This is a genomic window from Streptomyces sp. NBC_00876 (genome assembly GCF_045207435.1).
GTDB lineage: Bacteria > Actinomycetota > Actinomycetes > Streptomycetales > Streptomycetaceae > Streptomyces.
Genome location: NZ_CP108800.1, coordinates 4823091 through 4847009, shown reverse-complemented (window position 1 = coordinate 4847009; position 23919 = coordinate 4823091). Strand labels below are relative to the sequence as shown.

The following is a 23919-nucleotide window of genomic DNA, read 5'->3' as shown; positions in this document are numbered from 1 at the left end:
GCACCGGGAGTATTGAGCTCGCCAGGATCCGCGAATGACAGGTGCCGCTTGATGTCCACGCCGCTGTCCACACCAGAGCTGACAGAAGCCCGCATCGAGGAGGCGGGCAGCATCCTGGTCGCGCCTTCGGTGCTGCACGACGATGACGCGATCAGGGACTTCTTCGGGTCCGTGATCACGCCGGAGGACCTTGCTTCCGGTCCGCCCGACCTCGCGCGGAGGACCGTCTATCTGTGCGGCGACATATCCGAGATCGACGCCCACCAACTACAGGCGGCTGCAAGGGTGTTCGTCATCCGCGAGCTGTCGCACGGCTACCACGAGGACATCGACGGGTCCTGGACCGTCGTCGGCGTCGGCCGGGTTCCCCTCCGAGTGCACGGTGTCGGTGTGTACTACCGCCGCTTCTTCGGACTCGACGGCGATCACTTCGGACGGATCCGTGCGGAGCACGCGTTCCAGTCCCTGACGGAGTCCACCAAGCCGGGAACGGCCCATCGCAGCGGAATCTATCTGACGCCCGTCACGCAGAACGGTGACGCACTGCATTTCCGGCTGCTCCGGTGCTCCACCAACCTCTCGGGGCCGACCGAGGGCTTCCGCCCGGCCGACACGCATATCGTCGAGGCTCTGAACGACGAGGCCGCCGCCGTCTTCCGGGACCAGGCACCGCTCAATCACGTGCTCGCTCAGATCTACCACAACACCCCTGCCACGGACGGGCGCAAGCAGTCCAAGGCCAAGATCTCGGCGCATGCCGACAAGACCAAGGACATGCCCGCCAACGGCATCATGGCGTTCTGCACCTTCTACGACCGGCTCGACCGTCTGCGGCCCATGGCCGATGACGCCTTCGACTACGGCGTGAAGGGGGCCAGCGGGCTGACCAGGCTCCACTTCCGCCTCAAGGAGCCGAACGCCGAAGGGTGCGACGGGGTCTCGCTCCCCGCGCGGTTCACCCTGACCCTCCACCCCGGCTCGGTGTTCTTCATGCCGCTGTCCACCAACCGCCTGTACACGCACGAGGTCCGGCCCTCGGCGCTGGACGCCGGCCTGCTCCCGACCCGCTTGGGATACGTGGTGCGCTGTTCGAGCGCCGAAGCCGTTCACAAGGACAGCCACACGTTCCTCGAAGTGGCCGGCGAGTTGGTGAAGCTGGGGCCGCCCACACCGGCCGGCCTGGACGAACTGCGCAGGCTGTACGCCGAGGAGAACAAGTCCTCGTCCTTCATCGACTACGGCGACGAACTCCTCTTCAGCATGAACACGGGAGACTACGTTGCCCCACGGATCTAGCATTTCGGACGAGATCATCTCGTGCGCCGTGCCGGCCGAGGTGAATCTCTTCGCGGAGCTGTCGGCATCGGCCAGTCTGGAAGACCTGGGAAAGGGCCGCCGAGGCGCCGCGCTGACCTGGACCGATGAGGCGGATGGTGTGCCCCTCGTACGCACCACCAGCCGGTACAGCAGTCCACCGAAGCGGTTCCGGGCGGCGCACGAGCGGCTGGCGCGGCAGATTCAAGAACGTGCGGCGCTTCCGGTCGGGTTCAACAACGCCCTCATCGAGAGTTACACGAACGCGTACACGAAAATGGGCAGCCACTCCGACCAGGCCCTCGACCTGGCCGACGGTTCGTTCATCGCGGTCTTCTCCTGCTACCGGTATCCCGACGCCGCCCCGCCGAGGAAACTGGTCCTCGAATCAAAGGGGGGCGGTGGCGAGCACTTCGAGATCCCGCTCACCCACCACGGCGTCGTCGCGTTCTCTGTCGAATCGAATCGGCGGTTCAGGCACAAGATCGTGTTGGACACACCTGTCCGGGCAACGGGCAACCAATGGCTGGGCGTCACCTTTCGGACGTCAAAGACGTTCCTCCGGTTTCGCGACGGACACGCCTATCTCCCTCAGGGTGCGCGCCTCATGCCGGCCGATGATGAGCAGAGCCGCGAGTTCTACCGACTGCGGCGCCGCGAGAACCAGGAAACGGACTTCGTCTACCCCCCGCTGACGTACACCCTCAGCGAGAGTGACCTGATGCCGCCCATCTGACGTTGAGAGCCCGACCGGGCGCCCCGGCGCAGTGTGCGCCAGGACGCCCGGTCGGCGGTTCGGTCGCTCGGGTCAGATACGGACGCGGGATCCGGGTGCTCCGGTCCCCGTGGCGATGGTGCCCTGGTCGGTCCATTTGATGGTGCCGGTGTCGGGCTGGGTCGTGTTGAGGAAGCCTTGAATGCTGCCGGTGTCGCCGAGGACCAGGTAGTCGGCATAGGCGTCGCCACCCACGTTGGCGAAGCGGACCTGCTCCCCGGTCCAGCCGGCCGAACCCGTGGCGATGTACCCCTTCTCGATCCAGCCACCCCGGCCGTCGCCGCCCTGGTTGATGAACGCCCTCACCGCACCATTGGGATCAACGACCAGATAGTCCGCACGCGCGTCACCGCCGACATTCGCGAACCGGACCTGGCCGCTCGTCCAGGAAGCCGACCCGCTCGCGATGACACCCTGGTCGGTCCATTTGATGGTGCCGGTGTCGGGCTGGGTCGTGTTGAGGAGGGCTCGAACGCTGCCGTTGTCATTGACGACCAGGTAGTCCGCGTAGGCGTCACCACCGACATCGGCGAAGCGCACCTGCTCCCCGGTCCAGCCGGCCGAACCCGTGGCGATGTACCCCTTCTCGATCCAGCCACCCCGGCCGTCGCCGCCCTGGTTGATGAACGCCCTCACCGCACCATTGGGATCAACGACCAGATAGTCCGCACGCGCGTCACCGCCGACGTTCGCGAACCGGACCTGACTGCCCGTCCAGGAAGCCGACCCGCTCGCGATGATCCCCTGGTCGGTCCATTTGCCGGCTCCGGCGTTGAGCCAGGCATGGGTGGCGCCGTTGTCCTCCACGACGAGGTAGTCGGCCAGACCGTCGCCGTTGATGTCGACGTCGGCGTCCCCCAGGTTCGATGTGCGCTTCGGCGGGGCCGGTTTGACCTCGACGAACTCCTTGATCCAGCCGTTCCGGGCGAGGGTGGCGATGCCGCCCTGGAAGGCATCGGCCATCTTCTCGTAACCGGCGTTGTTGGGGTGCAGGTTGTCGTTGAGGTCGGCGGTGGTCAGCGCGCCCATGCTGACCTGCGTGATCCGGTAGCCCTTGCTGGTGCGGGCCGCGATCACGCCGGGAATCGCCGCGTTGTAGGCGTTGACGCGGGCCTGTACCGCGGGATCGGTGGCCGGGACCAGGGAGGCGAGAACGATCGCGGTGTCGGGCGAGGCCGCGTGGATCTGGTCCAGCAGGCCGCCGAGACGCTGGGGAGCGGTGCTGACCTGGTTGTCGCGGTTCATGTCGTTGGTGCCGATGTGCAGCAGGACGACGTTGGGTTTCGCGTCGGCCAGCCAGGTCTCGATATTGGCCTGGAGCTGTTCGATGAGCCAGCCGGAGTGGCCTTCGTGGTGGGTGCCGTCGGGGTCGGTCTGCGAGCCGACGAACTGCACGGTGTCGGCGCTGCCGGTCAGGCGGCGGGCGAGTCCCGGGCGGTATCCGGTACGTGTGGAACTGCCGACGCCCAGCGTGATCGAGTCCCCCAGCGGCATCACGGCCAGCCGGGGCAGGCCGGCCGGTGGTTTCCGGGACGGAAGATTCATGCTCCCGTCCGACACAGGGGGAAGATCCACCGGGTCGGAGAGGTCATCGGCCACCGGGACCAGTCTGAACACCTGGTCGGCATCGCCGCTGTCGCAGGGCAATAGCGAGGGGACGCCGAGGAGTCCGCCTGCCGAGTCCCCGAACGCTGCCAGGTCCAGGCACTGTCCCTGGTGCTGGATGTAGACCCACTCGTCGCCCCAGCCGTCCCCCACGCTGACGATCCGCAGTCCGACGTCGGCGGATTCCCCGAAGAACTGCTGGGGACTGGCGAGGTTCTGGAAGAGCCAGCCTCCGTCGGTCGCCTGCTGCAACTCCCAGTCGGCTCTGTCGTCGCCGGGGAAGTCGGCGTCCAGAGCACCGCGCGCCGCGTCGTAGGTGAGCGCGGAGCCGTTGGCCGCCACCAGTTCGTCATGCTCCTGCACTTCGGGCGTGGGCACCGGGGCGGGGGTGGGTGCCTGTCCCTGGAAGCTCACCGATCGCCGCACCGACGTGTCGGCGGAGTCGGTCACGGTGATCGTGGAATCGCCCAGGTAGTTGAGCGCGTCATCGATTCCGACGATGGTGATGGCCTTGAAGCAATAGGTCTGGATCCCGGTGGGACATATGAATGGCTTTCCCGCGCTGGCGGACACGATGCCCATCGCGGTCACCATCGGCCCTGCCGTGCTGGCGCCTTGGGAGGACAGGACGACAGGGCCCCCGCTGTCACCTCTCCGCCCCGCGATCGGGCTGGGACTCGCGGACGTCACCCTCTTCTTGGCGTCCCAGCCCCACTTGTAGTGCCGTGTCACCTCCTTGCCATCGCCATCGGGTCCCTTGGCGAAGTAGTCCTCGCTCCGGTCCGTGATCTGGATATTGCAGATCTCGCCGGAACGGGAACCCTCGTTGCAGATCCAGTTCCCCTTCTGCGGTACCTGTGCGCCGGTGACGAAGTTCTTGGTCTGTTCGATGCTCGGCTTGTCGGCTGCCGCACCGGTCCAGACCCGGGGCTGGAACGCGGTTCCGTTCAGGGGCGACATCGCCGCCACGTCGACGATCGCCTCCGCTGAGGTGTCCCTGGGCGAGGCCCGCTTGCCGAACGGACTGCCCTGCCCGGAACTCGTCCATCGTTCGTCGGGATAGCCGGGGGCGAAGCAGTGGTCGGCCGTCAGCATCGTGTCCATGCCCCGGTACCGGGCCGTGAACGCCGTGCTGCAGACCGGTTCGACCATCTGGGCGCCGCCCGCGGTCGGATCGAAGTGCCGTCCGGCGTTGTCGGCCAGACTGACCTGCACCTCACCGCCGGAAGTGACCTTCACGGGCACACCCACGGAAGCCACGGCGTTCCTCAGCCGCACCGCTTCCGCCTCGCCGCCCACCACGGACGCCTGAAGCCCGCTGCCGTCCTGCGGCCGGATCACCTTCACCAGTTCGACGCCGGCGGATTCCGCCCGCCGCACCACTCGTGCTGATGCCTTCCCCAGTTCCGTCGCCCCGTACTTCGCCGACTTGACGACGACAGGTATGGAACTGTGCGCAATGGCTGTCTTGGCGGCCGGGGTGAGCGCGCCGTGCCAGTACACGGTGAGGTGCTGCTCCTCCGGCGCGGCAATCACGCCGGCGAGCCCCTGCTGCTCGCTCTGGCCCTTCGTGTACTCCAGCGTGCTGGCCGTCTCGTTCATCTGGCCCTGTACGCGCATCAGTTGGGGCCAGGAAGTGAAGGGGTCGGGAACGCCGCGCGCGTCCGCCTCCGCAGAGCGGGCGGCGGAAGCCTGGCGCCCCGGCTCCTGCGCGGCACTGCGGGCCGGCAGCGGCTTGGACGCGTCGGAGGCCCCGACCGCCTTCTGCGACACGCGTTGCCGCTGTGCCCCTTCGAAGACCGAAGCGGAGGCGTCCGGGGAGCTTGCCGCAGACGAGAGACCGGGAGCGGCCAGACCGGCCACGACCGCGGCCACGGTGGCGATGCTCCTCAGTCTTCGGCGTCGGGCACCCGGACGAGCCGTGTACTCAAGTTGTCGCAACAGAAATCCTGGTTCACTCATCCCCTCACTCTCCGCCACGCCGCTAACACGTCAGTAACGCTTCACTGCCGCCTCCCGACCGCCCTGACCTGCGATTTCGGGCACGGCCGCCGTCACTGGGCCCGAGCGCCGGCACCAACGGCGGCACCGCCCGAGCCCCGGCCCGGCCCGGCCACCATCGCCCGGGTGTCACCGGTCGATGAACTCCTTCACTTCGGGCGGGAGTCCGGAGCCCGAGCGGACCGAGAAGAACTCCGTCTCCTCGGCGGTCTCCCCGATGGCGATGGCCACCTCGGAGGAGATGCCGTCCACCACGTAGGCGTTCTCTGTCGCGTACGACCCTTCGGCCTCACCGGAGTCGCCGGAGTCCTTGCAGGGCTTCTGGGAAGCGGTGCCGACCTTCTCCCCGACGGTGAACCGCACGTTCGGCGACACGTCCGAGTACGAACGCCCCTGGTACGTAAACAGGTTGGCGCAGGAAGCCGACCCCTCCCCGCCGCCGTCCGCGTCGGCCGCCGTGCATGCGGCCGCTGACGTCACCAGGGCTGCCGCCGCCAGTAGCGCGCCCGTGAATCTTCCGGTCCGTCCCATGCTCGTCCCCCCAGTGGATACGCCGATTGCGATGCCCCGTAGACGTGGGCCGCCCGGATCGGGTTCCGCCCCGATCGGGTTCCACCGGTCAGGTCCCCCGCCTCTCCTCAGCCCAGGGCGACCCTCACGGCTACCGGGAGGTGGTCGCTGCCGGTGGCGGGCAGGGTACGCATGCGGCCGACCGTGGCCGAGCGGGCCATGACCTGGTCGATCCGGGCCAGCGGGAGCGACGCGGGGAAGCTGAGGGCGAAGCCGCGCTCCGACACGTTCAGCTGCGAGGTCAGCGGGGACAGGCCCCGGTCGTCGACCGTGCCGTTGAGGTCGCCCACCACGATCACCTTGGCGACCGTCTCGGCGGCGACGGCCCTGCCCAGCAGATGGGCGCTCTCGTCCCGCCGGGCGGAGGCCAGACCGCTCACCCCGACGCGGATCGAGGGCAGGTGCACGACATAGGCCGCGACTTCTCCGTACGGGGTGTGGACCACGGTACGCAGCCCGCGGCTCCAGCCCTCCGCGATCCCCGCGGGCCTGATGTCCACCACCCGCGTCCCGGAGAGCGGCTGCTTCGACCAGATCCCGACGGTCCCCCGGACCTCGTGGAACCGGAACTCCGGTGCGAGGGCCTTCTCGTACACCGGCAGGGCCGCCGGAACCAGCTCCTCCAGCGCGATGAGATCGGCCCCGGCACCGGCCAGGGCGCGAGCCGTACCCGCAGGGTCGGTGTTGACGTCGCTGACGTTGTGCTGCACGACGACCAGATCGCGCGGTCCGGGCTCCGGCGCGGGAAGCAGCAGCCCCCCGAACGCGTACGCCCAGGCAGCCGCCGGCAGGAGCAGGGCCAGCAGTGCGGTGGCCGAACGCCGCAGCAGAGCCAGGACGAGCAGTGGGACGACCGCCAGACCGAGCCAGGGCAGGAACGCCTCCAGCAGACTCCCCGGATGGCCGGGCCGGTTGGGCACCGCCCGGGGGAACGCGAGCAGGAACGCCGTCAGCGCCGCGAACCCGGCGAGCACCCGTCCCCGGGTCCAGACCGACCCACCCCGCACGAACCACCGCGACCGGCGCTTCGGTGCCCCCTGCTCCGGCGCATCCGCCACGCCCACCGCGTGCGCCGCATCCGCCCCGTCCGCCGTCGTCGCCGTACCGCTGTCCACCCGCTCCACCATGCCGCCCCGTCCCCTTGGCCCTGTCCCGTTGGCCCTGTCCCTCATGACGATCGGCCGGGTGAATCAGTTTCCGTACGCCGCTCCTTGCTTCTCGCGGCGGCGGAGCCAAGCCGCGGGAACCGCGGGATCCGCCGCATGCCGCAGGCCCGAGACCTCCGAGCCTTGATCGTTTCTGCGCCCGCTGGCTAGGTTGGCCGGTATGACCGACCGCAGAGCTGACCCCAGAGCCCTCGCCTGGCCCCCTGCCCCGATCAGGACCGAGCGGCTCGTACTCCGTAAGTCCGAAGCCCGGGACCGCGCGTTGACCATCGAGCTGAACGCCTCACCTGAGGTGGGCACTTACCTCGGCGGTGGTCAACCACGTGCCGAACTCGAACGCACGGTGCCCGAGGTGCCCGGACAGCGCCCCGGCTTCTTCGTGGTCGAACTCGACGGGACGGCGATCGGCACGATCCTGCTCGACCCGCAGGACCCCGCGCGTCCCGCCAACCGCCTGGAGGCCGGCACGACCGAGCTCGGCTACTTGTTCCTGCCGGAGGCGTGGGGACGCGGGTACGCCACCGAGGCGTGCGCAGCGGCACTCGACTGGTTCACGGGCGCGCTTCCCGGTGAGCCGGTGGTGCTCTACACCCAGACCGCCAACCTCGGCTCGATGCGCCTCGCGGCGAAGCTGGGGTTCACCGAGGTGGAGCGGTTCGAGGCGTACGGCGCCGAGCAGTGGTTCGGCGTGTGGAGCTCAGTGCGCGACCGGACATGCCGAGCATCCTGACATGAGCCGCGCCGCCTGCACGTGCTCCTCACCGCGCGACGCAGGACCGTACGGCGTGATCAGCGACGCAGCACCGTCAGCGCGACGCGGGACCGCACCCCGTGACGCAGCACCGTCAGCGGCCCGGGAACCGCTCCCCGCACTCGCCGCAGTACTTCGGAGCGGACTCCTGGGACATCCGGCCGCACTCGGGGCAGACGCGGTCCAGGGAGCAGGCCGCCTCGCCGCCCTCGGACGCGAAGACGGCCGGTTTGATCGCCAGCCCCGGCCGGCGGCGGTGCACCGTGAGGTAGGCGAGGCCGTCCGGGCCCGCGCTCAGGGCGCGGCGGGATGTGCGGGGAAGCCAGGTGACGGTGGTGGGGGTCAGGGTGAGCGGGGCGCCGCCGTCGCCCGGCGTGAGGCGGCCGCCGCCCGCGAGGACCACGAGGAGGACGTCCAGGACGTCCTCCTGGTGCTCCCCCACCTCGGCGCCCGGCGGCAGACGGACCAGGTTGGCATCCAACTCCCGCCCCTGCTGTGACAGTTGCCAGAGGGCTCCGCGATCGTCGGGAGCTGCGGCGGCGAGCAGGTCGTCGAGTACGGCCAGTACCTCGGGAGTAGCGTTCACGGTTGCCAGGCTACGCGGCGGGCGACGGGCCACCCCGGTACCCGCAGGCGCCCGTCGGCGCCCCTCTGCGCCCCTCTGCGCCCGGAAATCCGGCAGCCGGGGAGCATGATCGCTGTACTCTCCGGCCATGACGCCCACGACGCCCCTGCCGCCCGAACCGGCGGCGACGCCGGGCACTTCCGGCACTTCCGGCCCACACATAACCTCACCCTCCGAAGCGCCGGAACCCTCCGCGACGGACGCCGAATGTCTCGCGCTCACCCGTAACCTGCGCCGCCGCGGCACCCTCGTCCTGTCGGTCTTCGCCGTGGTCTGGGCCTTCGCCGGGGCGTCCGGGCTGGCGTCGTCGGCTGCCGCCCTGACCGTCGAGATCATCGCGGTGCCGCTCACCGCGGTGGCCGTCCTCCTCGCCTACCGCAAGGGTGCCGCCCCGTCGCCCCGCCTGGTGGACCTGCCGCGGAACTGGGCGCGCACGGTCGGGATCGTGAACGGCGTCGAGGTCGTGGCGATCTTCGCGGTGATCGCGGCGTCCAACGCCTCCGGCCACCCGGAGCTCATTCCGGCGGCCATCGCCCTCGTGGTGGGCCTGCACTTCTTCCCCCTCTCCCGCTCGTACGACCAGTGGCAGTACAAGGGGACGGCCGTACTGCTGAGCGCCGTCGGCATCGCCGGCTTCGCACTCGTCGCGGCGGGGGTGTCGGACGAGGGCGTACGGGCGGTGGTGGGCCTGGCCTCCGCCGCGGTGCTGTGGGCCTCCGCGTACCACGTAGCGGTCAAGGGTTAGGGAGAGCCGTCATGGAACGACGTCCCGACGACAAGTACCCGCCGGTCGAACCGTACGAGCACGGCATGCTCGACGTGGGCGACGGCAACCTCGTGTACTGGGAGGCCTGTGGCAACCCGGCCGGAAAGCCCGCTCTGGTGGTGCACGGCGGTCCGGGCTCGGGGTGCACCGAGCGGCCCCGCCAGTACTTCGACCCGGAGCGCTACCGCGTGGTCCTCTTCGACCAGCGCAACTGCGGCCGCTCCACCCCGCACGCGAGCGACCCGGCCGCCGACATGCGACACAACACGACGGACCGGCTGATCGCCGACATGGAGCGCCTGCGCGTCCACCTGGGCATCGGCAAATGGCTGCTGTACGGGGGTTCCTGGGGTTCCACGCTGATCCTCGCGTACGCCGAGCAGTACCCGGAGCGCGTCAGCGAGATCGTGATCCCGGCCGTCACCACGACCCGCCGCTCCGAGATCGACTGGCTGTACCGGGGCGCCGGCCACTTCTTCCCCGAGGCATGGGACCGCTTCCGCGCCGGGGTGCCGGAGGCGGCGAGCGACGCGACCCCTGACGTGCTCGCCGCCTACGCCCGGCGGACGGAGAGCCCCGACCCGGACGTACGGGCGCGGGCCACGGCCGACTGGTGCGCCTGGGAGGACGCGGTGCTCTCCATGGAGGCGTACACCGGACCGCCCCCGTACAGCGGCCGCCCCGGCCGGGCGCAGCTGGCGCTGGTGCGGATCTGCGCGCACTACTTCTCCCAGGGTGCGTGGCTGGAGGAGGGCCGGCTGATCCGGGACGCGGGCCGGCTGGCGGGAATCCCGGGCGTACTGGTGCACGGCCGGCTCGACATGGGCGGCCCGCTGACCACCGCGTGGGAGCTGACGAAGGCGTGGCCGGACGCGGAACTGACGGTGATCGAGGACGCGGGCCACCTGGGCGGAGCGGCGACGAGCCGGGCGGTGATGGCGGCTCTGGACCGGTTCGCGGGGGCGTAGGGCGGGGGCGGGGCGGGGCTTCTTGGCCACCTCGCCCGGCGTCGGAGAACCGCGGTCTACTTGTCGGCCTCGTCCAGGCGCCACCCCACCATTCCCGTGGCTCCTGGCATTCCGTCACCGTCGATCCTGATGCTGGACGCCGACGCCGTGAAGCGCTGCCAGAACGCCACACCGTCGCAGTCCAAGCTCTGGCGCACCGGACTCTTCACCGCCACGGAGAGGCTGATCCTCCCTTTCCCCGCGCAGGCGACCGACAGCTTGTACGCATGACCTCGCCTCAGCTCCGGCATCGTATGGAAGCCGTCGCCGACCCGTTCGAGGCCGGCCTCCACGAACAACGGCTCGGCGTCGCCGATCTCGGCGGTATCGAGGACCTCCTCGACGTGCCTGCCCAGCTCCTCGTCGGCCTGGCCGGACGCAGTTGAGGGGCTCGGGCGTTGCCGGTCCGGGCTGCTCTTCGGGGCGCCCGGCCCATCGGATCGGCTTGAACAACCTGCGGCCAGGGCAATGGAAAGCACGGCCGCGCAGAGTATGAAGTGACGGCCCACGGACCGCGGTTCCTTTGTCATGATTCGATCCCCCAGTAGCGCCACGGGCCTCTTCCGCCTCTTCGGTGGGCAGCTTCGCGGTGCGTGGGGCGACCTCCACTTTAGGGACCCGCGCCCGCGCCGACCGCGATTCCGGGCCCCTGGACCTATGGCCGGATCGGCATCCCTTCCTTAGGGTCTATGCGAGTAGACACGATGGATTGACGTGCTCACCTCAATCTCGCACCCGCTTCACGAGGTGCCCACGTCGACAACCCGTGCCCGGTTCAGCAGACCCGATGGAGCGAACATGTGCGATTCCTGCGCAACGGCGGTCGAGGCGATGACGGAAGAGGCGGGGCGGCGCGGCGGGCTGTCCCGTCGCGGGCTGATCGCCGGGACGGGGCTCGGACTCGGCCTTGCCGCGGCGGGCCTGTGGACCGGAGCCACGACGGCCGCCGCGGCCACGGCGAAGAACGGCAAGTGGGCCAATCCCGCCCTCGGCCACTTCCCCGCCGGCGGCTACTACGGCGCCTCCCGGGGCGGTGCCGCGCACGCCGGCCAGGACGTCTCGAACTCGACGGGTACCGGGGTCTACGCGGCAGCGGCCGGCACGGTCGTCCGCCGGGCGTGGGGCGGCGGCCTCACCGGCCGGACCGGCAACGCCCTGGTCGTCTCGCACGGCAGCGGCCAGTACACCTATTACGGCCACCTCAGCGCCTACCGGGTCGCGCTCAACGCCACGGTCGCCGCCGGCCAGCGCATCGCCGACATGGGGGCCACCGGCAATGTGACGGGGCCCCACCTGCACTTCGAGACACATTCGGGCGGGCTCGGCGTCACGGCCAACCCGGTCACCTTCATGGCTGCCCGGGGCGTGGACCTCGGCGGCGGCTGGCCCAGGATCGACCCCGGCGCGAGCGGGAAGACGGTCGTCGTCATCCAGTACCTGATGACGCAGCGCGGCTACACCCTGGTCACCGACGGGCAGTACGGCTCGGTCTCCTCCGACGCCGTCAAGAGCTTCCAGAAGGCCAAGGGCCTGGTGGCCGACGGCCAGGTGGGACCGGCGACCTGGCCGCATCTCGTCTACACCCTGAAGCAGGGCAGCAGCGGCAACCACGTACGGGCCCTGCAGAACGCGCTGAACAAGCGCAGCGCCGGCCTGACCGTCGACGGCACGTTCGGCGCGGTCACCACCTCCGCCGTGCGCACCTACCAGGCAGTCAACCGGCTGGTCTCCGACGGCGAGGCGGGCCCGGTGACCTGGCAGGCGCTGATCGGCTGACGGTACGTCAACGAATTGTGCCGCGGTCGCCCCCCGCAGGAAACATCCGGCACCGGGATGCACTGGGCCGCGCGTAGTCTGCCGAGTCATCATGTACTGGGCAGACAAAGCGAGTTGAGCAGGGGGGCGACCGATGCGTGGTGAAATTCTCGACGGACGGTACCGGCTGGCGGAACGGGTGGGTTCCGGCGGCATGGGCCGGGTCTGGCTGGCCGAGGACGAACGCATCGGCCGCAAGGTCGCGGTCAAGGTCCTCCCCCGCATCGACGAGGACACCTCGGCAGCCCGGTTCGCGCGCGAGGCCCGGGTCGTCGGCGGGCTGTCCAGTCCGCACATCGTGACCCTGCACGACTTCGGCGAGGCGGAGGTGGCGGGGGAACGCATGCTCTACCTCGTCATGGAGCACCTCACGGGGCGCGACCTGGGCGCCGTACTGGAGAGCCGAAGCCCTCGACTCCCCTCGCCCGCCGAGGTGATGGGCTGGGCGGTCGACATCTGCGCGGGACTGGAGACGGCGCACCGCGCCGGCATCGTGCACCGCGACATCAAGCCGGCCAACATCCTGCTCACCGATGCCGGCACGATCAAGATCCTGGACTTCGGGATCGCCAGGATGCTGTCGACGGCCGCCTCGCTGACCCGGACCGACCTGACCGCCGTCGGCTTCGTCATCGGCACCCCGCTGTACATGTCGCCGGAGCAGATCCGGACGCCCGACGCACTGGACAGCCGGAGCGACCTGTACTCCCTCGGCTGTCTCCTCCAGACGCTGCTCACGGGCGGCCCCCCGTTCAACGGAACCGGTACGGCCGTGCTGGCCCAGCACCTCGGCGACATACCCGAGCCCCCGAGCGCACGCCGCCCGGACCTCGCGGGCTTCGCCGGACTCGACGCGCTGATCCTGCGGTTGCTGGCCAAGGAACCTGACGACCGCCCGAAGGACGCGGCAGAGGTCGCCGCACTGTTACGCGCCGCGGCCGCCGGCGGAGCCACCGGCCCGGCCGGGGCCGGTCCCGTGACGTCCGCGAACGCCCCCACCGTCCTGGGATCGGTTCCGCACTCCGGGACCCCCGCGGCCCCGGCCGCCCCCGCCCCGCAGGCCCCCCGGCCGACGGCACCGCCCACCGCGCCCGCCCCGCAGCACGCCTACCCGCCGGTCGCGCCCACCGCCCAGTTCCCGCCGTCGATGCCGGCCTACCCGTACCCGCTCCCGGCCGGCCCGCAGCCCGCGCCCCAGCGGCTGAGCATCTCCGGGCGCGCGGCGCGCGGCGGGGCCCCCTCCACCCGCACCGTGGCCGCCACCTGGCTGGCCGGGGCGGGTACGACCCTGGTGACAGGGCTGCTGATACTGCTCTGCACACCGGCCGAGGGAGCAGGGGCGCTCACCGGCGGCGTCCTCGCCGGCCTGGTGGGCATGGGCGCCGCCCAGGGGTTCACCAATGTCTTCGACCCGCAGGAGAAGCCGCTCTTCAACCGCTTCCTCTCCGCGCTCCTGATCGCCATCCCTCTCGGCTCGGGCGCCGCGGCCCTCAACAGCACGGCCACGGACGAGTTCTCCGCGCGCTTCATCGTTATCGCGTTCGCGGCCTGCGTCGCCGCGCTGACGCTGGGGGTGCTGATCGCGGACCAGCTCATCGCCCGGCTGCGCCTCTCGCCGCGCGCGGCACTGATCCTCTCCATGAGCGGCTGGATCAACAGCCTCATCGCCTGGGGGGTGCTCGCCTACCGCTCCCCGCTCGAATCCATCGGCGCGATACCGGTCGCCTGCGGCGTCTGGCTCCTCACCGCCGCGGCGCTGGGCCAGATCCTGGCACCCTCCACGGGCCGGAGCGGCCGGACGGCCTGAGTGCGCACGGCACCCGGAACCGCCCGGCCGGCCGGGTCTACCAGGCGAAGGCCTCCGGCGACGGGCCCGGGCCCGGGAAGATCTCGTCGAGGCCGCCCAGCACCTCGTCCGAGAGCTCCAGGTCGACCGCGCGCACCGCCGACTCCAGCTGCTCCAGCGTGCGCGGCCCGCTGATCGGACCCGTGACACCGGGACGGGTCAGCAGCCAGGCCAGACCCACCTCGCCCGGCTCCAGACCGTGCTTGCCGAGCAGGTCCTCGTACGCCTGGATCCGCGCCCGCGCCACGGGGTCGGCGAGGGTTTCGGCGGACCTGCCGGTGGTCGAACGGGCGGAACCCCCACCCGTGCCCTCCTTGCGGATCGCGCCGCCGAGGAGCCCGCCGTGCAGCGGCGACCACGGGATGACGCCCAGGCCGTACTCCTGCGCGGCCGGGATGACCTCCATCTCCGCGCGGCGCTCCGCGAGGTTGTAGAGGCACTGCTCACTGACGAGACCGTACGAACCCCGGCGCCGCGCCGTCTCGTTGGTCTGAGCGATCTTCCAGCCGGCGAAGTTGGACGAGCCCGCGTAGAGGATCTTGCCCTGCTGGATCAGGACGTCGACGGCCTGCCAGATCTCGTCGACGGGGGTGTCCCGGTCGATGTGGTGGAACTGGTACAGATCGATGTGGTCCGTCTGCAGCCGCTTGAGGCTGGCGTCGACGGCACGCCGGATGTTCAGCGCGGAGAGCTTGTGGTGGTTGGGCCACGCGTCGCCGTCGGCGGCCATGTTCCCGTACACCTTGGTGGCCAGGACCACCTTGTCCCGGCGCTCGCCGCCCTTCGCGAACCAGGTGCCGAGGATCTCCTCGGTGCGGCCCTTGTTCTCGCCCCAGCCATAGACATTGGCCGTATCGAAGAAATTGACCCCCGCGTCGAGCGCGGCATCCATGATGGTGTGGCTGTCGGCCTCATTGGTCTGCGGACCGAAGTTCATCGTGCCCAGTACGAGGCGGCTGACTTCGAGTCCCGTGCGTCCCAGATGTGTGTACTTCATGGGGACCAAGCCAACGCCTTCGAGTCCGCTCGAAGCAAGCACCTGTCCATGGAAGCCGCGAAGGTCAGTCCTCGATCAGCCCTCGGCCCAGTCCTTGGCCGGCCCTCGAATCCGGCCGGCGTCTCCGCCGGCCGTCATCAGCCGACCGCGGCCGCCACGGCGACGACGGCGAACATCAGCACGAGAACGGCGGCCATGATGCGGTTTCTGGTCTTCGGGTCCACCCGTCGAGCGTAACCGCCCCGCCGAGTGACCCAGCCGCTAGGGCCCGGGCTTCATGACGCGGCGGCCCGGCTCAGCCCAAACCCCAGGCCCGCACCACCTCGTACCGCGGCTGCTCCCCCGGCACCCCGTCCACGGGCAGATCGCTGCGTACGAGACTGAGCTCCCCCACCTCCCAGGCCACCCCCTCGAAGCCGTCCAGGGCCTCGGTGAACGGTGTCAGGTCCACCTTGACGCGGCTGCGGGCGAGGGTGAGGTGCGGGGCGTAGCGGCGGTGCTCCTCCATCGGGATGCCGGTGCGCCGGGCGGCGGCGTCCGCCCGCTCGGCCAGCAGCCGCATGGCGTCGAGGCCGCCCGCCGCCCCCGACCACAGCGCCCGGCCGTCGAACCTGCCGCCGCCATGGATCCGCAGCCCGAACCGCTCGGTGCGGTGCGCCGCCCGGCCCATCCGCTCGGACAGCTCGGGCAGCAGTTCCTCGTCCACCTCGCCGAGGAAGGCCAGCGTGTAGTGCCAGCCGGCGGTCGCGGTCCACCGCAGTGCGTCGGCGCCGGGCAGGGAACGGAGAGGGGCGACCGCTCGGCGGAGCTCCTCGACGGCGGGGCCCGGCGGCAGGACGGCGGCGAACAGTCTCATGCGGCGAGTCTGGCAGGCCCCGGCGTGTCCTGGTCTCCGGACATCGAGTCGGTGGCCGAGGTGATCTCCAAGGAGACCAAGTCGGTGGCCGAGGTGATCTCCAAGGAGACCGCTGCCAACGACTACGGCTCAAAGCCGGCCACGTACGCCACCGCAGGCGTCCCGGTGTACGCCATCGTCGACCCGTACACCGGCAAGTGGCACCTCCACACGCTCCCGAAGGACGACGAGTACCGAGGCCTGCCGAGCTTCGACTTCGGCACACCGACCGACCTCACAGCGACCGTCGTCGGGCTGACACTGGAGACCGGCGGCTTCCCGCGCGGCTGGTCCCCCCGGAGCGCGAGACGGCCCCGTACCGGATACCCGGTCGGGGCCGTATCCCGTTCCTGCCGGCGGGCGGCTCTCAGGCCGCCGTCGCCAGTTGCTCGCGCGGGACGAACCGCACGTGCGGGCGGCCGGGGCGCAGGTCGACCTTGAGACGCAGGCCGCCGACGCGGGCCAGCATGAAGCCGACTCCGAGTGCTGCCACCAGCGAGAACGCACCGCCGACCGCCATGCCGGTCCGGACGCCGTACGCGTCGCTGATCCAGCCGACGATCGGGGCGCCCACCGGCGTACCGCCGGCGAAGACCATCATGTACAGGCTCATCACCCGGCCGCGCATGGCCGGGTCGGCCGCCATCTGGACGCTGGTGTTCGCGCTGATGTTGGTCGTCAGGCCGATCATGCCGATCGGGACCAGCAGGATCGAGAACAGCCAGACGGACGGCGACAGCGAGGCGATGATCTCCAGCAGACCGAACGCCGTACCGGCGGCCACCAGCATCCGCAGCCGCGAGGAGCGGCGGCGGGCGGCGAGCAGGGCGCCGGCCAGGGAGCCGGCCGCCATGAGGATGTTGAAGAACGAGTACATCCCGGCGCCGCCGTGGAAGATCTCGTCCGCGAAGGCCGTGAGCCAGATCGGGAAGTTGAAGCCGAACGTGCCGACGAAGCCGACGAGGACGATCGGCCAGATCAGCTCGGGGCGGCCCTTGACGTAGCGCAGCCCCTCACGGAGCTGCCCCTTGGCACGCGGTACGACGACGGCCTTGTGCAGCTCGCTCGTACGCATCATCAGCAGGCCGACGAGGGGTGCGAAGAACGACAGGCCGTTGAACATGAAGGCCCAGCCGCTGCCGACCGTGGTGATCAGCACACCCGCGACGGCGGGACCGATGAGCCGGGCGGACTGGAAGTTCGCCGAGTTCAGGCTGACCGCGTTCCGCAGCTGGGCGGGGCCGACCATCTCGGAGACGAACGACTGGCGGGCCGGGTTGTCCACGACCGTGACCATGCCGAGCAGGAAGGCGATCAGGTAGACGTGCCACACCTGGACCACGCCGGAGAGCGTGAGGACGGCGAGCGCGATTCCGCACAGGCCCAGTGCCGCCTGGCTGAAGAGGAGGAGCTTGCGCTTCGGGAGACGGTCGGCGATGACGCCGCCGTACAGGCCGAAGAGCAGCATGGGGAGGAACTGGAGTGCCGTGGTGATACCGACGGCGGCGGCGGACCCGGTGAGGCTCAGAACGAGCCAGTCCTGCGTGATGCGGGACATCCAGGTACCGGTGTTGGAGATCACGGCGCCGGTTGCGAACAGGCGGTAGTTGCGGATCTTCAGCGACGAGAAGGTCCCGCCGGGCTTGCTCTCGTGGGTGGAAGTCGGTGCGGGGGCGGAGTCTGCTCCGGATCCCGTACTCAAAAGGGTTCGCCTCCTCGGGCGTGGACATTGCGCTGACTGACGGGGATGCGGCGGTGGGGGCGGTGCGCCGGTCTGTGTCCGGCGCGGCCGGCTCCGCTACAGGTGGGCGAGCTTCTCCAGCACGGGCGCCGCGTTGCGCAGCGTCTCCCACTCGTCCTCGTCCAGGCCTTCGGCGAGGGTGGTCAGCCAGGCGTTCCGCTTGTCGCGGCTCTCGGCGAGCATGGCTTCGGCCTGCTCGGTCTGGCTGACCATCTTCTGACGACGGTCATCGGGGTGCGGTTCCAGCCTGACCAGGCCCTTGGCTTCCAGCAGCGCGACGATGCGGGTCATCGAAGGCGGCTGCACATGCTCCTTGCGGGCCAGCTCACCGGGGGTGGCCGAACCGCAACGGGCGAGTGTGGCGAGCACCGACATCTCTGTCGGGCTCAGCGACTCGTCGACGCGCTGGTGCTTGAGGCGCCGGCCTAGCAGCATGACGGCGGAACGAAGGGAGCTCACGGCGGCGGCACTGTCGCTGTCGTGGATCAGGTCAGGCATGTTTGTTAGCGTAACTCATTACCTACCCTAAAGACCACTCGGTGGTACACGCGCGAGAGCCGAATCACCAATCGATCACCCAAACGAGTGAGTCGATTCCGGAAAGTCACGCGCGTCGGGCCCCGAGGACGTAACCCTGCATGCCATGGGATCGACAGTGCTCAGCCTGCGGATAGACGGTGAGCTGCTCGACCGGCTCAAGCAGCACGCCGCCAAACGCGGAATGAGCGTCCAGGACTATGTGGTCCGGACGCTCATTCGCGACGATTTCGACGAGCGCTTCCAGGCGGCCGTCGACGAAACGGAGAAGTTCTACGGGGCGGAGGGGGTCACGGCCGAGGAGGTCACCTGACGGAGACCTTCCGGGCCGCGAGCCCGCTCCCGCACCCCTCTCGGGATCACGTGAGGCCGAGTGCCGGCATCGCGTAGTAGAAGACGAAGACCGCCGACACCACATACATGGCCACCGGCACCTCGCGCCCGCGCCCGGCGGCCAGCCGCAGCACGCAGAACGTGATGAAGCCGATGCCGATGCCGTTGGTGATCGAGTACGTGAACGGCATCATGACCATGGCCAGGAAGGCCGGGATCGCGAGCGTGTAGTCGCTCCAGTCGATGTCCCGCACCGAGCCCGCGATGATCAGGAAGCCGACCGCCAGCAGCGCCGGAGTGGCGGCCTGCGAGGGGACCATGGTCGCCAGCGGCGTGAGGAACAGCGCCACCGTGAACAGCAGACCCGTCACCACGCTCGCCAGGCCGGTGCGGGCACCCTCGCCGACACCGGCCGTGGACTCCACGAAGCAGGTCGAGGCGGAGGAGGAGGTCGCACCGCCCGCGGCGACCGCGATGCCGTCGACGAAGAGCACCTTGTTGATGCCGGGGAAGTTGCCGTCCTTGTCCATCAGCTTGGCCTCGTCGCCGACGCCGAGGATGGTGCCCATCGCGTCGAAGAAGCAGGACAGCAGCACGGTGAAGACGAACAGGACGCCGGTGAGGACGCCGACCTTGTCGAAGCCGCCGAACAGGCTGAAGTTGCCGAGCAGCCCGAAGTCGGGCGAGGCGACCGGGTTGCCCGGCCACTGGGGAACGGTCAGCCCCCAGGCCTCGCCCGGCAGGTCGGCGACCGCGTCGATGATCAGCGCGACGACCGTCATGGCCACGATCGAGATCAGGATCGCGCCCGGCACCTTGCGGACGATCAGCGCGAGGGTGAGCAGCGCGCCGAGGACGAAGACCAGGACCGGCCAGCCGTTGAGGTGACCGTCGCTGCCGAGCTGGAGCGGGACGGTGGTGTGGGCGGCGTCCGGGATACGGGAGACGAAGCCCGAGTCGACCAGGCCGATCAGCAGGATGAAGAGACCGATACCGATCGCGATGCCCTTGCGGAGCGAGGTCGGTACGGCGTTCATCACGCGTTCCCGCAGCCCGGTCGCGACCAGCAGCATGACCACGATGCCCGCGAGGACGACCATGCCCATCGCGTCGGGCCAGCTCATCCGGGGGGCGAGCTGGAGGGCGACGACGGTGTTGACGCCGAGGCCCGCGGCCAGCGCGATCGGCACATTGCCGATGACACCCATGAGCAGGGTGGAGAACGCCGCGGTCAGCACCGTCGCGGTGACCAGCTGGCCACTGTCGAGCTGGTGGCCGTACATGTCCTTCGCGCTGCCCAGGATGATCGGGTTCAGCACGATGATGTACGCCATCGCGAAGAAGGTCGCGAATCCGCCGCGGATCTCGCGCCCGACCGACGACCCCCGCTCGGAGATCTTGAAGAAACGGTCCAGGCCGCCCGAGGGCTGGGGAGACGAGGGCGGCGTGGAGTCGACCGAAGCGGTGGCCGAGGGGGACATGTATGACCTCAGTCGTACGTAGAGGGGTTAAATGTGGTCAGCTTTGGACTTTCACACGAATAATTCGAGACAGCCGTAAGCAGATTCAGTATGAATACATAAGGCGAAGATCGCTATCTCCGCGCGTAGACCCATGGGCCGACTGGCTCGACGGCCTTTATGCACCCGCCGCATACACTGAGCCCATGGCGAAGTGGACACCGAAGCATGAGGCACCCGAGCCCCTGGAGGGGCCGGTCGTCGCGACCATCACCGGCGGCACGATCCTCTGGTTCGTCCTCTTCCTGGTCCAGCTCCCCTTCTACGGCTGGTTCGACGACCACGGGCACCTGTGGTGGGTGTGGACCTGTCTGGCCGGTGCGGGTCTCGGCCTGATCGGCATCTGGTACGTACGGGGACGCGACGCCGCACTCAAGCGGGCCGCGGCTGCGGCCGCCGCACCGCAGACGGGTTCGGATTCCGGTTCGGGACCGGGTTCGGATCCGGATTCTGGTTCCGATTCTGGTTCCGATTCGGGTTCCGATTCTGGTTCCGATTCGGGTTCCGATTCGGGTTCGGATCCGGGTTCCGGGGACACCCCCGGCGCCACCGCCTGAGAGCTGGGCGCCTCGCCGGTCCCGTACACCCACGGGACCATTCGTGTCCTCCCCCGGTCTGATCTTCCGACCCACGGTGGGTGAAACGGACCTTCCGCCCGTACCGTCGGAACCATGACTCAGCGGGCACCCGACCCCTCCGGGGAGCAGCAACCCGGTTCCTCCGGACCCCGGGGCACCGCGCCGCCGGTGGCGATCGACGCCGGTTCCGAGCTCGACCCGGTCCACCCGGTCGAGCTGCCGGCCCCCGCGGCCGGCGGGCTGACCTCGGCCGAGGTCGCCGAGCGGATCGCCCGCGGTGAGGTCAACGACGTACCGGTGCGCTCGTCCCGGTCCCTGACCGAGATCGTCCGCGCCAACGTCCTCACCCGGTTCAACCTGATCATCGGCGTGCTCTGGGTGATCATGCTGAGCGTCGCGCCGATCCAGGACAGCCTGTTCGGCTTCGTGATCATCGCCAACACCGGCATCGGCATCGTGCAGGAGTGGCGGGCCAAGAAGACCCTGGACGGCCTCGCGGTCATCGGCGAGGCGAAACCCATGGTGCGGCGGGACGGAATGGCCGCCGCGATCTCCACCTCCGAGATCGTGCTGGGCGATCTCGTCGAGCTCGGACCGGGCGACAAGGTCGTGGTCGACGGCACGGTCGCCGAGGCCGACAGCCTGGAGATCGACGAGTCCCTGCTGACCGGTGAGGCCGACCCGGTACTGAAACGGGCCGGCGACCCGGTCATGTCCGGCAGCTTCGTCGTCGCGGGCGGCGGGGCGTTCACCGCCACCAAGGTCGGCCGCGAGGCCTACGCCGCGCAGCTCGCCGAGGAGGCGTCCCGCTTCACGCTCGTCCGCTCCGAGCTGCGCACCGGCATCTCCACCATCCTCAAGTACGTCACCTGGATGATGGTCCCGACCGCGATCGGCCTGATCATCAGCCAGCTCGTGGTCAAGAACAACGACATCAAGGACTCCATCGCCCGGACCGTCGGCGGCATCGTCCCGATGATCCCGGAGGGCCTGGTCCTGCTCACCTCGGTCGCCTTCGCGATCGGTGTCGTACGGCTGGGGCGCAAGCAGTGCCTGGTCCAGGAGCTCCCCGCCATCGAGGGCCTGGCCAGGGTCGACGTCGTCTGCCTGGACAAGACCGGCACGCTCACCGAGGGCGGCATGGACATCACCGAGGTCCGCGCGCTGAACGGTACGGACGAGCCGTACCTGCGCCGCGTGCTGGCCGCCCTCGGCACCTCGGACCCGCGGCCCAACGCCAGCCTCCAGGCGATCATCGACGCCTACCCGGTCCCCGAGGGGCAGGCGTGGACCGTCACCCGGACGCTCCCGTTCTCCTCGGCACGCAAGTACAGCGGCGCCGCGTTCGACGAGGGCGGGGGCGCCGAGTCCGTCTGGCTGCTCGGCGCCCCCGATGTGCTGCTTCCGGAGGAGGACCCCTCGCTCACCGAGATCGAACATCTCAACGAGCAGGGGCTGCGGGTCCTGCTGCTGGCCCGTGCCGAGGGCGAGCTCGACGGTCCGGGCGTCGCCGCCGGGGCCGTACCGAGTGCGCTGATCGTCCTGGAGCAGCGGCTGCGGCCGGACGCCGGGGAGACCCTCGCCTACTTCGCCGACCAGCGGGTCGCCACGAAGGTGATCTCCGGTGACAACGCCGTATCGGTCGGCGCCGTCGCCGCGAAGCTCGGGCTGCCGGGCGCCGAGCACACCCTGGACGCGCGCCGGCTGCCCACCGACCCGGACGCGATGGCCACCGCCATGGAGGAGAACGCGGTCTTCGGCCGGGTGTCCCCGCAGCAGAAGCGGGAGATGGTCGCGGCCCTCCAGTCCCGCGGCCACACCGTCGCGATGACGGGCGACGGGGTCAACGACGTCCTCGCCCTCAAGGACGCCGACATCGGCGTCTCGATGGGCTCCGGCTCGGAGGCGACCCGGGCGGTCGCCCAGATCGTGCTGCTCAACAACAGCTTCGCGACCCTGCCCTCCGTCGTCGCCGAGGGCCGCCGGGTGATCGGCAACATCACCCGGGTCGCGACCCTGTTCCTGACGAAGACCGTCTATTCGGTGCTGCTGGCCGTCCTGGTGGTCTGCTTCCAGGTGGAGTACCCGTTCCTGCCCCGCCATCTGACGCTGCTGTCGACGCTGACGATCGGCGTCCCGGCGTTCTTCCTGGCGCTGGCCCCCAACAAGGAGCGCGCGCACCCGCACTTCGTGCGCCGCGTCATGCGGTACGCGATCCCGTCGGGCACCATCGCGGCGATCGCCACCTTCTCGACGTACCTGATCGCGCGGCACCACTACGCCGGTACGGGGGCGCTGGACGCGGAGACGAGTGCGGCGACGCTCACGCTGTTCCTGGTCTCGATGTGGGTCCTGGCGATCATCGCCCGCCCCTACACCTGGTGGCGGATCTGCCTGGTGGTCACGATGGGCCTGGCGTTCCTGATCGTGCTCGTGGTGCCGTGGCTCCAGAACTTCTTCGCCCTGAAGCTGGTGGGCACGTCGATGCCGTGGACGGCGGTGGGTATCGCCGCCGTGGCCTCGGTGGCCCTGGAGTACGCCTGGCGCCTGGTGAGCCGCCGCTTCCCGGCGTAGCGGCGCTCGTCAGGCCGCGGTGACCACGGCGTTGGCGCGGGCGGTGATGCGGGCCAGGACGCGGGCGGCGGTGGCCATGTCCTCGGCCGGGATGCCGCTGTACACATCCGCCGTGATCTCGGCGACGGACGTGCTCAGCCGGTGGTACAGCGCGGCGCCGGACTCGGTGAAGGCGACCTTCGCTTCGTCGTCCGGAGCGGTCCGCAGCAGCCGGGCGTCGGTCAGCCCGGTGACGGTGGCGCGCGCGGTCGCCCCGTCGGTCTTCAGCGAGCCGGTAAGCCGGCCGACGACCTGGTCGCGGTGGACCGCCCCGCCGCCGGCGGCGACCGTCTTCAGGGCCACCCACTGCACGAAGGTGGTGCCGGTGCCGCGCAGGACGTGGGCCATCAGCGGCTTGTGGGCGTTCTCGGCCTCGCCGATCAGCTGCGGGTTCAGGGTGGGGGTGGGGTTCGAGGCCCGGTTCGTCGCCTGGTTCGCGGTCTGGTTCGTGGTCGCAGACATGG

22 protein-coding genes and 1 pseudogene are annotated in these 23919 nt (G+C 70.0%); 13 read left to right on the top strand and 10 right to left on the bottom strand.

Features of this window, described 5'->3' with window-relative positions; all coding sequences use genetic code 11:
• The first annotated feature begins 51 nt into the window (after positions 1-51).
• Both OG782_RS21215 and OG782_RS21210 read left to right on the top strand, forming a co-directional pair.
• Positions 52-1296, top strand: coding sequence for a hypothetical protein (locus OG782_RS21215; protein WP_406453260.1), 1245 nt, complete (start codon positions 52-54; stop codon positions 1294-1296).
• Complete coding sequence (locus OG782_RS21210) at positions 1280-2050, top strand: hypothetical protein (RefSeq protein ID WP_406453258.1); 771 nt, start codon at positions 1280-1282, stop codon at positions 2048-2050. The genes OG782_RS21215 and OG782_RS21210 overlap by 17 nt, the downstream gene beginning before the upstream one ends.
• A 72-nt stretch (positions 2051-2122) precedes the next feature.
• Here the strand turns inward: OG782_RS21210 and OG782_RS21205 are convergent, their stop codons facing one another.
• The 3 genes from OG782_RS21205 to OG782_RS21195 form a co-directional block, all read right to left on the bottom strand.
• Positions 2123-5569, bottom strand: a complete 3447-nt coding sequence (locus OG782_RS21205) for a GDSL-type esterase/lipase family protein (RefSeq protein WP_406453256.1) — start codon at positions 5567-5569, stop codon at positions 2123-2125.
• Positions 5570-5824: 255 nt separating this feature from the next.
• The gene (locus OG782_RS21200; protein WP_406453254.1) at positions 5825-6226 is read right to left on the bottom strand and encodes a DUF6281 family protein; all 402 of its coding nucleotides are present in this window, start codon (positions 6224-6226) and stop codon (positions 5825-5827) included.
• A gap of 107 nt (positions 6227-6333) precedes the next feature.
• Positions 6334-7392 carry an endonuclease/exonuclease/phosphatase family protein gene (locus tag OG782_RS21195; protein WP_406453252.1) on the bottom strand — a complete coding sequence of 353 codons (1059 nt, stop codon included), beginning with the start codon at positions 7390-7392 and terminating at the stop codon, positions 6334-6336.
• Positions 7393-7591: 199 nt separating this feature from the next.
• Between OG782_RS21195 and OG782_RS21190 the strand changes: the two genes are divergently transcribed.
• Positions 7592-8161, top strand: a complete 570-nt coding sequence (locus OG782_RS21190) for a GNAT family N-acetyltransferase (protein ID WP_406453250.1) — start codon at positions 7592-7594, stop codon at positions 8159-8161.
• 115 nt (positions 8162-8276) lie between these two features.
• Here OG782_RS21190 and OG782_RS21185 read toward each other — a convergent pair whose 3' ends face one another.
• Entirely contained in the window at positions 8277-8768 is a 492-nt protein-coding gene (locus OG782_RS21185) for a hypothetical protein (RefSeq protein WP_406453248.1), read from the bottom strand.
• A 127-nt stretch (positions 8769-8895) separates the two neighbouring features.
• Between OG782_RS21185 and OG782_RS21180 the strand changes: the two genes are divergently transcribed.
• From OG782_RS21180 to OG782_RS21155, 6 genes are all read left to right on the top strand, one after another.
• Positions 8896-9552, top strand: coding sequence for a hypothetical protein (locus tag OG782_RS21180; protein WP_406453246.1), 657 nt, complete (start codon positions 8896-8898; stop codon positions 9550-9552).
• 11 nt (positions 9553-9563) lie between these two features.
• Entirely contained in the window at positions 9564-10541 is a 978-nt protein-coding gene (gene pip / locus OG782_RS21175) for a prolyl aminopeptidase (RefSeq protein ID WP_406453244.1), read from the top strand.
• 96 nt (positions 10542-10637) lie between these two features.
• Positions 10638-10811, top strand: a complete 174-nt coding sequence (locus OG782_RS21170) for a hypothetical protein (RefSeq protein ID WP_406453242.1) — start codon at positions 10638-10640, stop codon at positions 10809-10811.
• Positions 10808-10966 carry a hypothetical protein gene (locus OG782_RS21165; RefSeq protein WP_406453240.1) on the top strand — a complete coding sequence of 53 codons (159 nt, stop codon included), beginning with the start codon at positions 10808-10810 and terminating at the stop codon, positions 10964-10966. Before OG782_RS21170 ends, OG782_RS21165 begins: the two co-directional genes overlap by 4 nt.
• 412 nt (positions 10967-11378) lie before the next feature.
• Entirely contained in the window at positions 11379-12356 is a 978-nt protein-coding gene (locus OG782_RS21160) for a peptidoglycan-binding protein (RefSeq protein ID WP_406453238.1), read from the top strand.
• A 133-nt stretch (positions 12357-12489) separates the two neighbouring features.
• A complete protein-coding gene (locus tag OG782_RS21155) occupies positions 12490-14202 on the top strand; it encodes a serine/threonine-protein kinase (RefSeq protein ID WP_406453236.1) in 1713 nt (570 codons plus the stop codon).
• 37 nt (positions 14203-14239) lie between these two features.
• Here OG782_RS21155 and OG782_RS21150 read toward each other — a convergent pair whose 3' ends face one another.
• Both OG782_RS21150 and thpR read right to left on the bottom strand, forming a co-directional pair.
• A complete protein-coding gene (locus OG782_RS21150) occupies positions 14240-15238 on the bottom strand; it encodes an aldo/keto reductase (protein ID WP_406453234.1) in 999 nt (332 codons plus the stop codon).
• 295 nt (positions 15239-15533) lie between these two features.
• Positions 15534-16094: an RNA 2',3'-cyclic phosphodiesterase gene (gene thpR, locus OG782_RS21145; protein ID WP_406453232.1), complete on the bottom strand. Its 561-nt coding sequence runs from the start codon at positions 16092-16094 to the stop codon at positions 15534-15536.
• A gap of 24 nt (positions 16095-16118) precedes the next feature.
• On the opposite strand from thpR, the gene OG782_RS21140 reads away from it, so the two are divergent.
• Positions 16119-16574, top strand: coding sequence for a Uma2 family endonuclease (locus OG782_RS21140; protein ID WP_406453230.1), 456 nt, complete (start codon positions 16119-16121; stop codon positions 16572-16574).
• Here the strand turns inward: OG782_RS21140 and OG782_RS21135 are convergent.
• Entirely contained in the window at positions 16501-17835 is a 1335-nt protein-coding gene (locus OG782_RS21135; protein WP_406453228.1) for an MFS transporter, read from the bottom strand. The two genes, OG782_RS21140 and OG782_RS21135, sit on opposite strands and share 74 nt — an antisense overlap.
• 96 nt (positions 17836-17931) lie before the next feature.
• Entirely contained in the window at positions 17932-18372 is a 441-nt protein-coding gene (locus tag OG782_RS21130; RefSeq protein ID WP_406453226.1) for a MarR family winged helix-turn-helix transcriptional regulator, read from the bottom strand.
• A gap of 145 nt (positions 18373-18517) precedes the next feature.
• On the opposite strand from OG782_RS21130, the gene OG782_RS21125 reads away from it, so the two are divergent.
• Positions 18518-18724 (top strand): ribbon-helix-helix protein, CopG family, encoded by a 207-nt coding sequence (locus OG782_RS21125; RefSeq protein WP_148019339.1) that lies wholly within the window; start codon positions 18518-18520, stop codon positions 18722-18724.
• A gap of 46 nt (positions 18725-18770) precedes the next feature.
• Here the strand turns inward: OG782_RS21125 and OG782_RS21120 are convergent, their stop codons facing one another.
• Positions 18771-20225: an NCS2 family permease gene (locus OG782_RS21120; protein ID WP_406453224.1), complete on the bottom strand. Its 1455-nt coding sequence runs from the start codon at positions 20223-20225 to the stop codon at positions 18771-18773.
• A 185-nt stretch (positions 20226-20410) separates the two neighbouring features.
• Here OG782_RS21120 and OG782_RS21115 point away from each other — a divergent pair.
• Together OG782_RS21115 and OG782_RS21110 are read left to right on the top strand one after the other, a co-directional pair.
• Positions 20411-20683 (top strand): annotated as a pseudogene (locus tag OG782_RS21115) (DUF2530 domain-containing protein); the annotation flags it as partial.
• Positions 20684-20935: 252 nt separating this feature from the next.
• The gene (locus tag OG782_RS21110; protein WP_406453222.1) at positions 20936-23416 is read left to right on the top strand and encodes a cation-translocating P-type ATPase; all 2481 of its coding nucleotides are present in this window, start codon (positions 20936-20938) and stop codon (positions 23414-23416) included.
• Between the two features lie 9 nt (positions 23417-23425).
• Here the strand turns inward: OG782_RS21110 and OG782_RS21105 are convergent, their stop codons facing one another.
• On the bottom strand, positions 23426-23917 hold the full coding sequence (locus tag OG782_RS21105; protein WP_406453220.1) for a MarR family transcriptional regulator: 492 nt from the start codon (positions 23915-23917) through the stop codon (positions 23426-23428).
• Positions 23918-23919 lie beyond the last annotated feature (2 nt).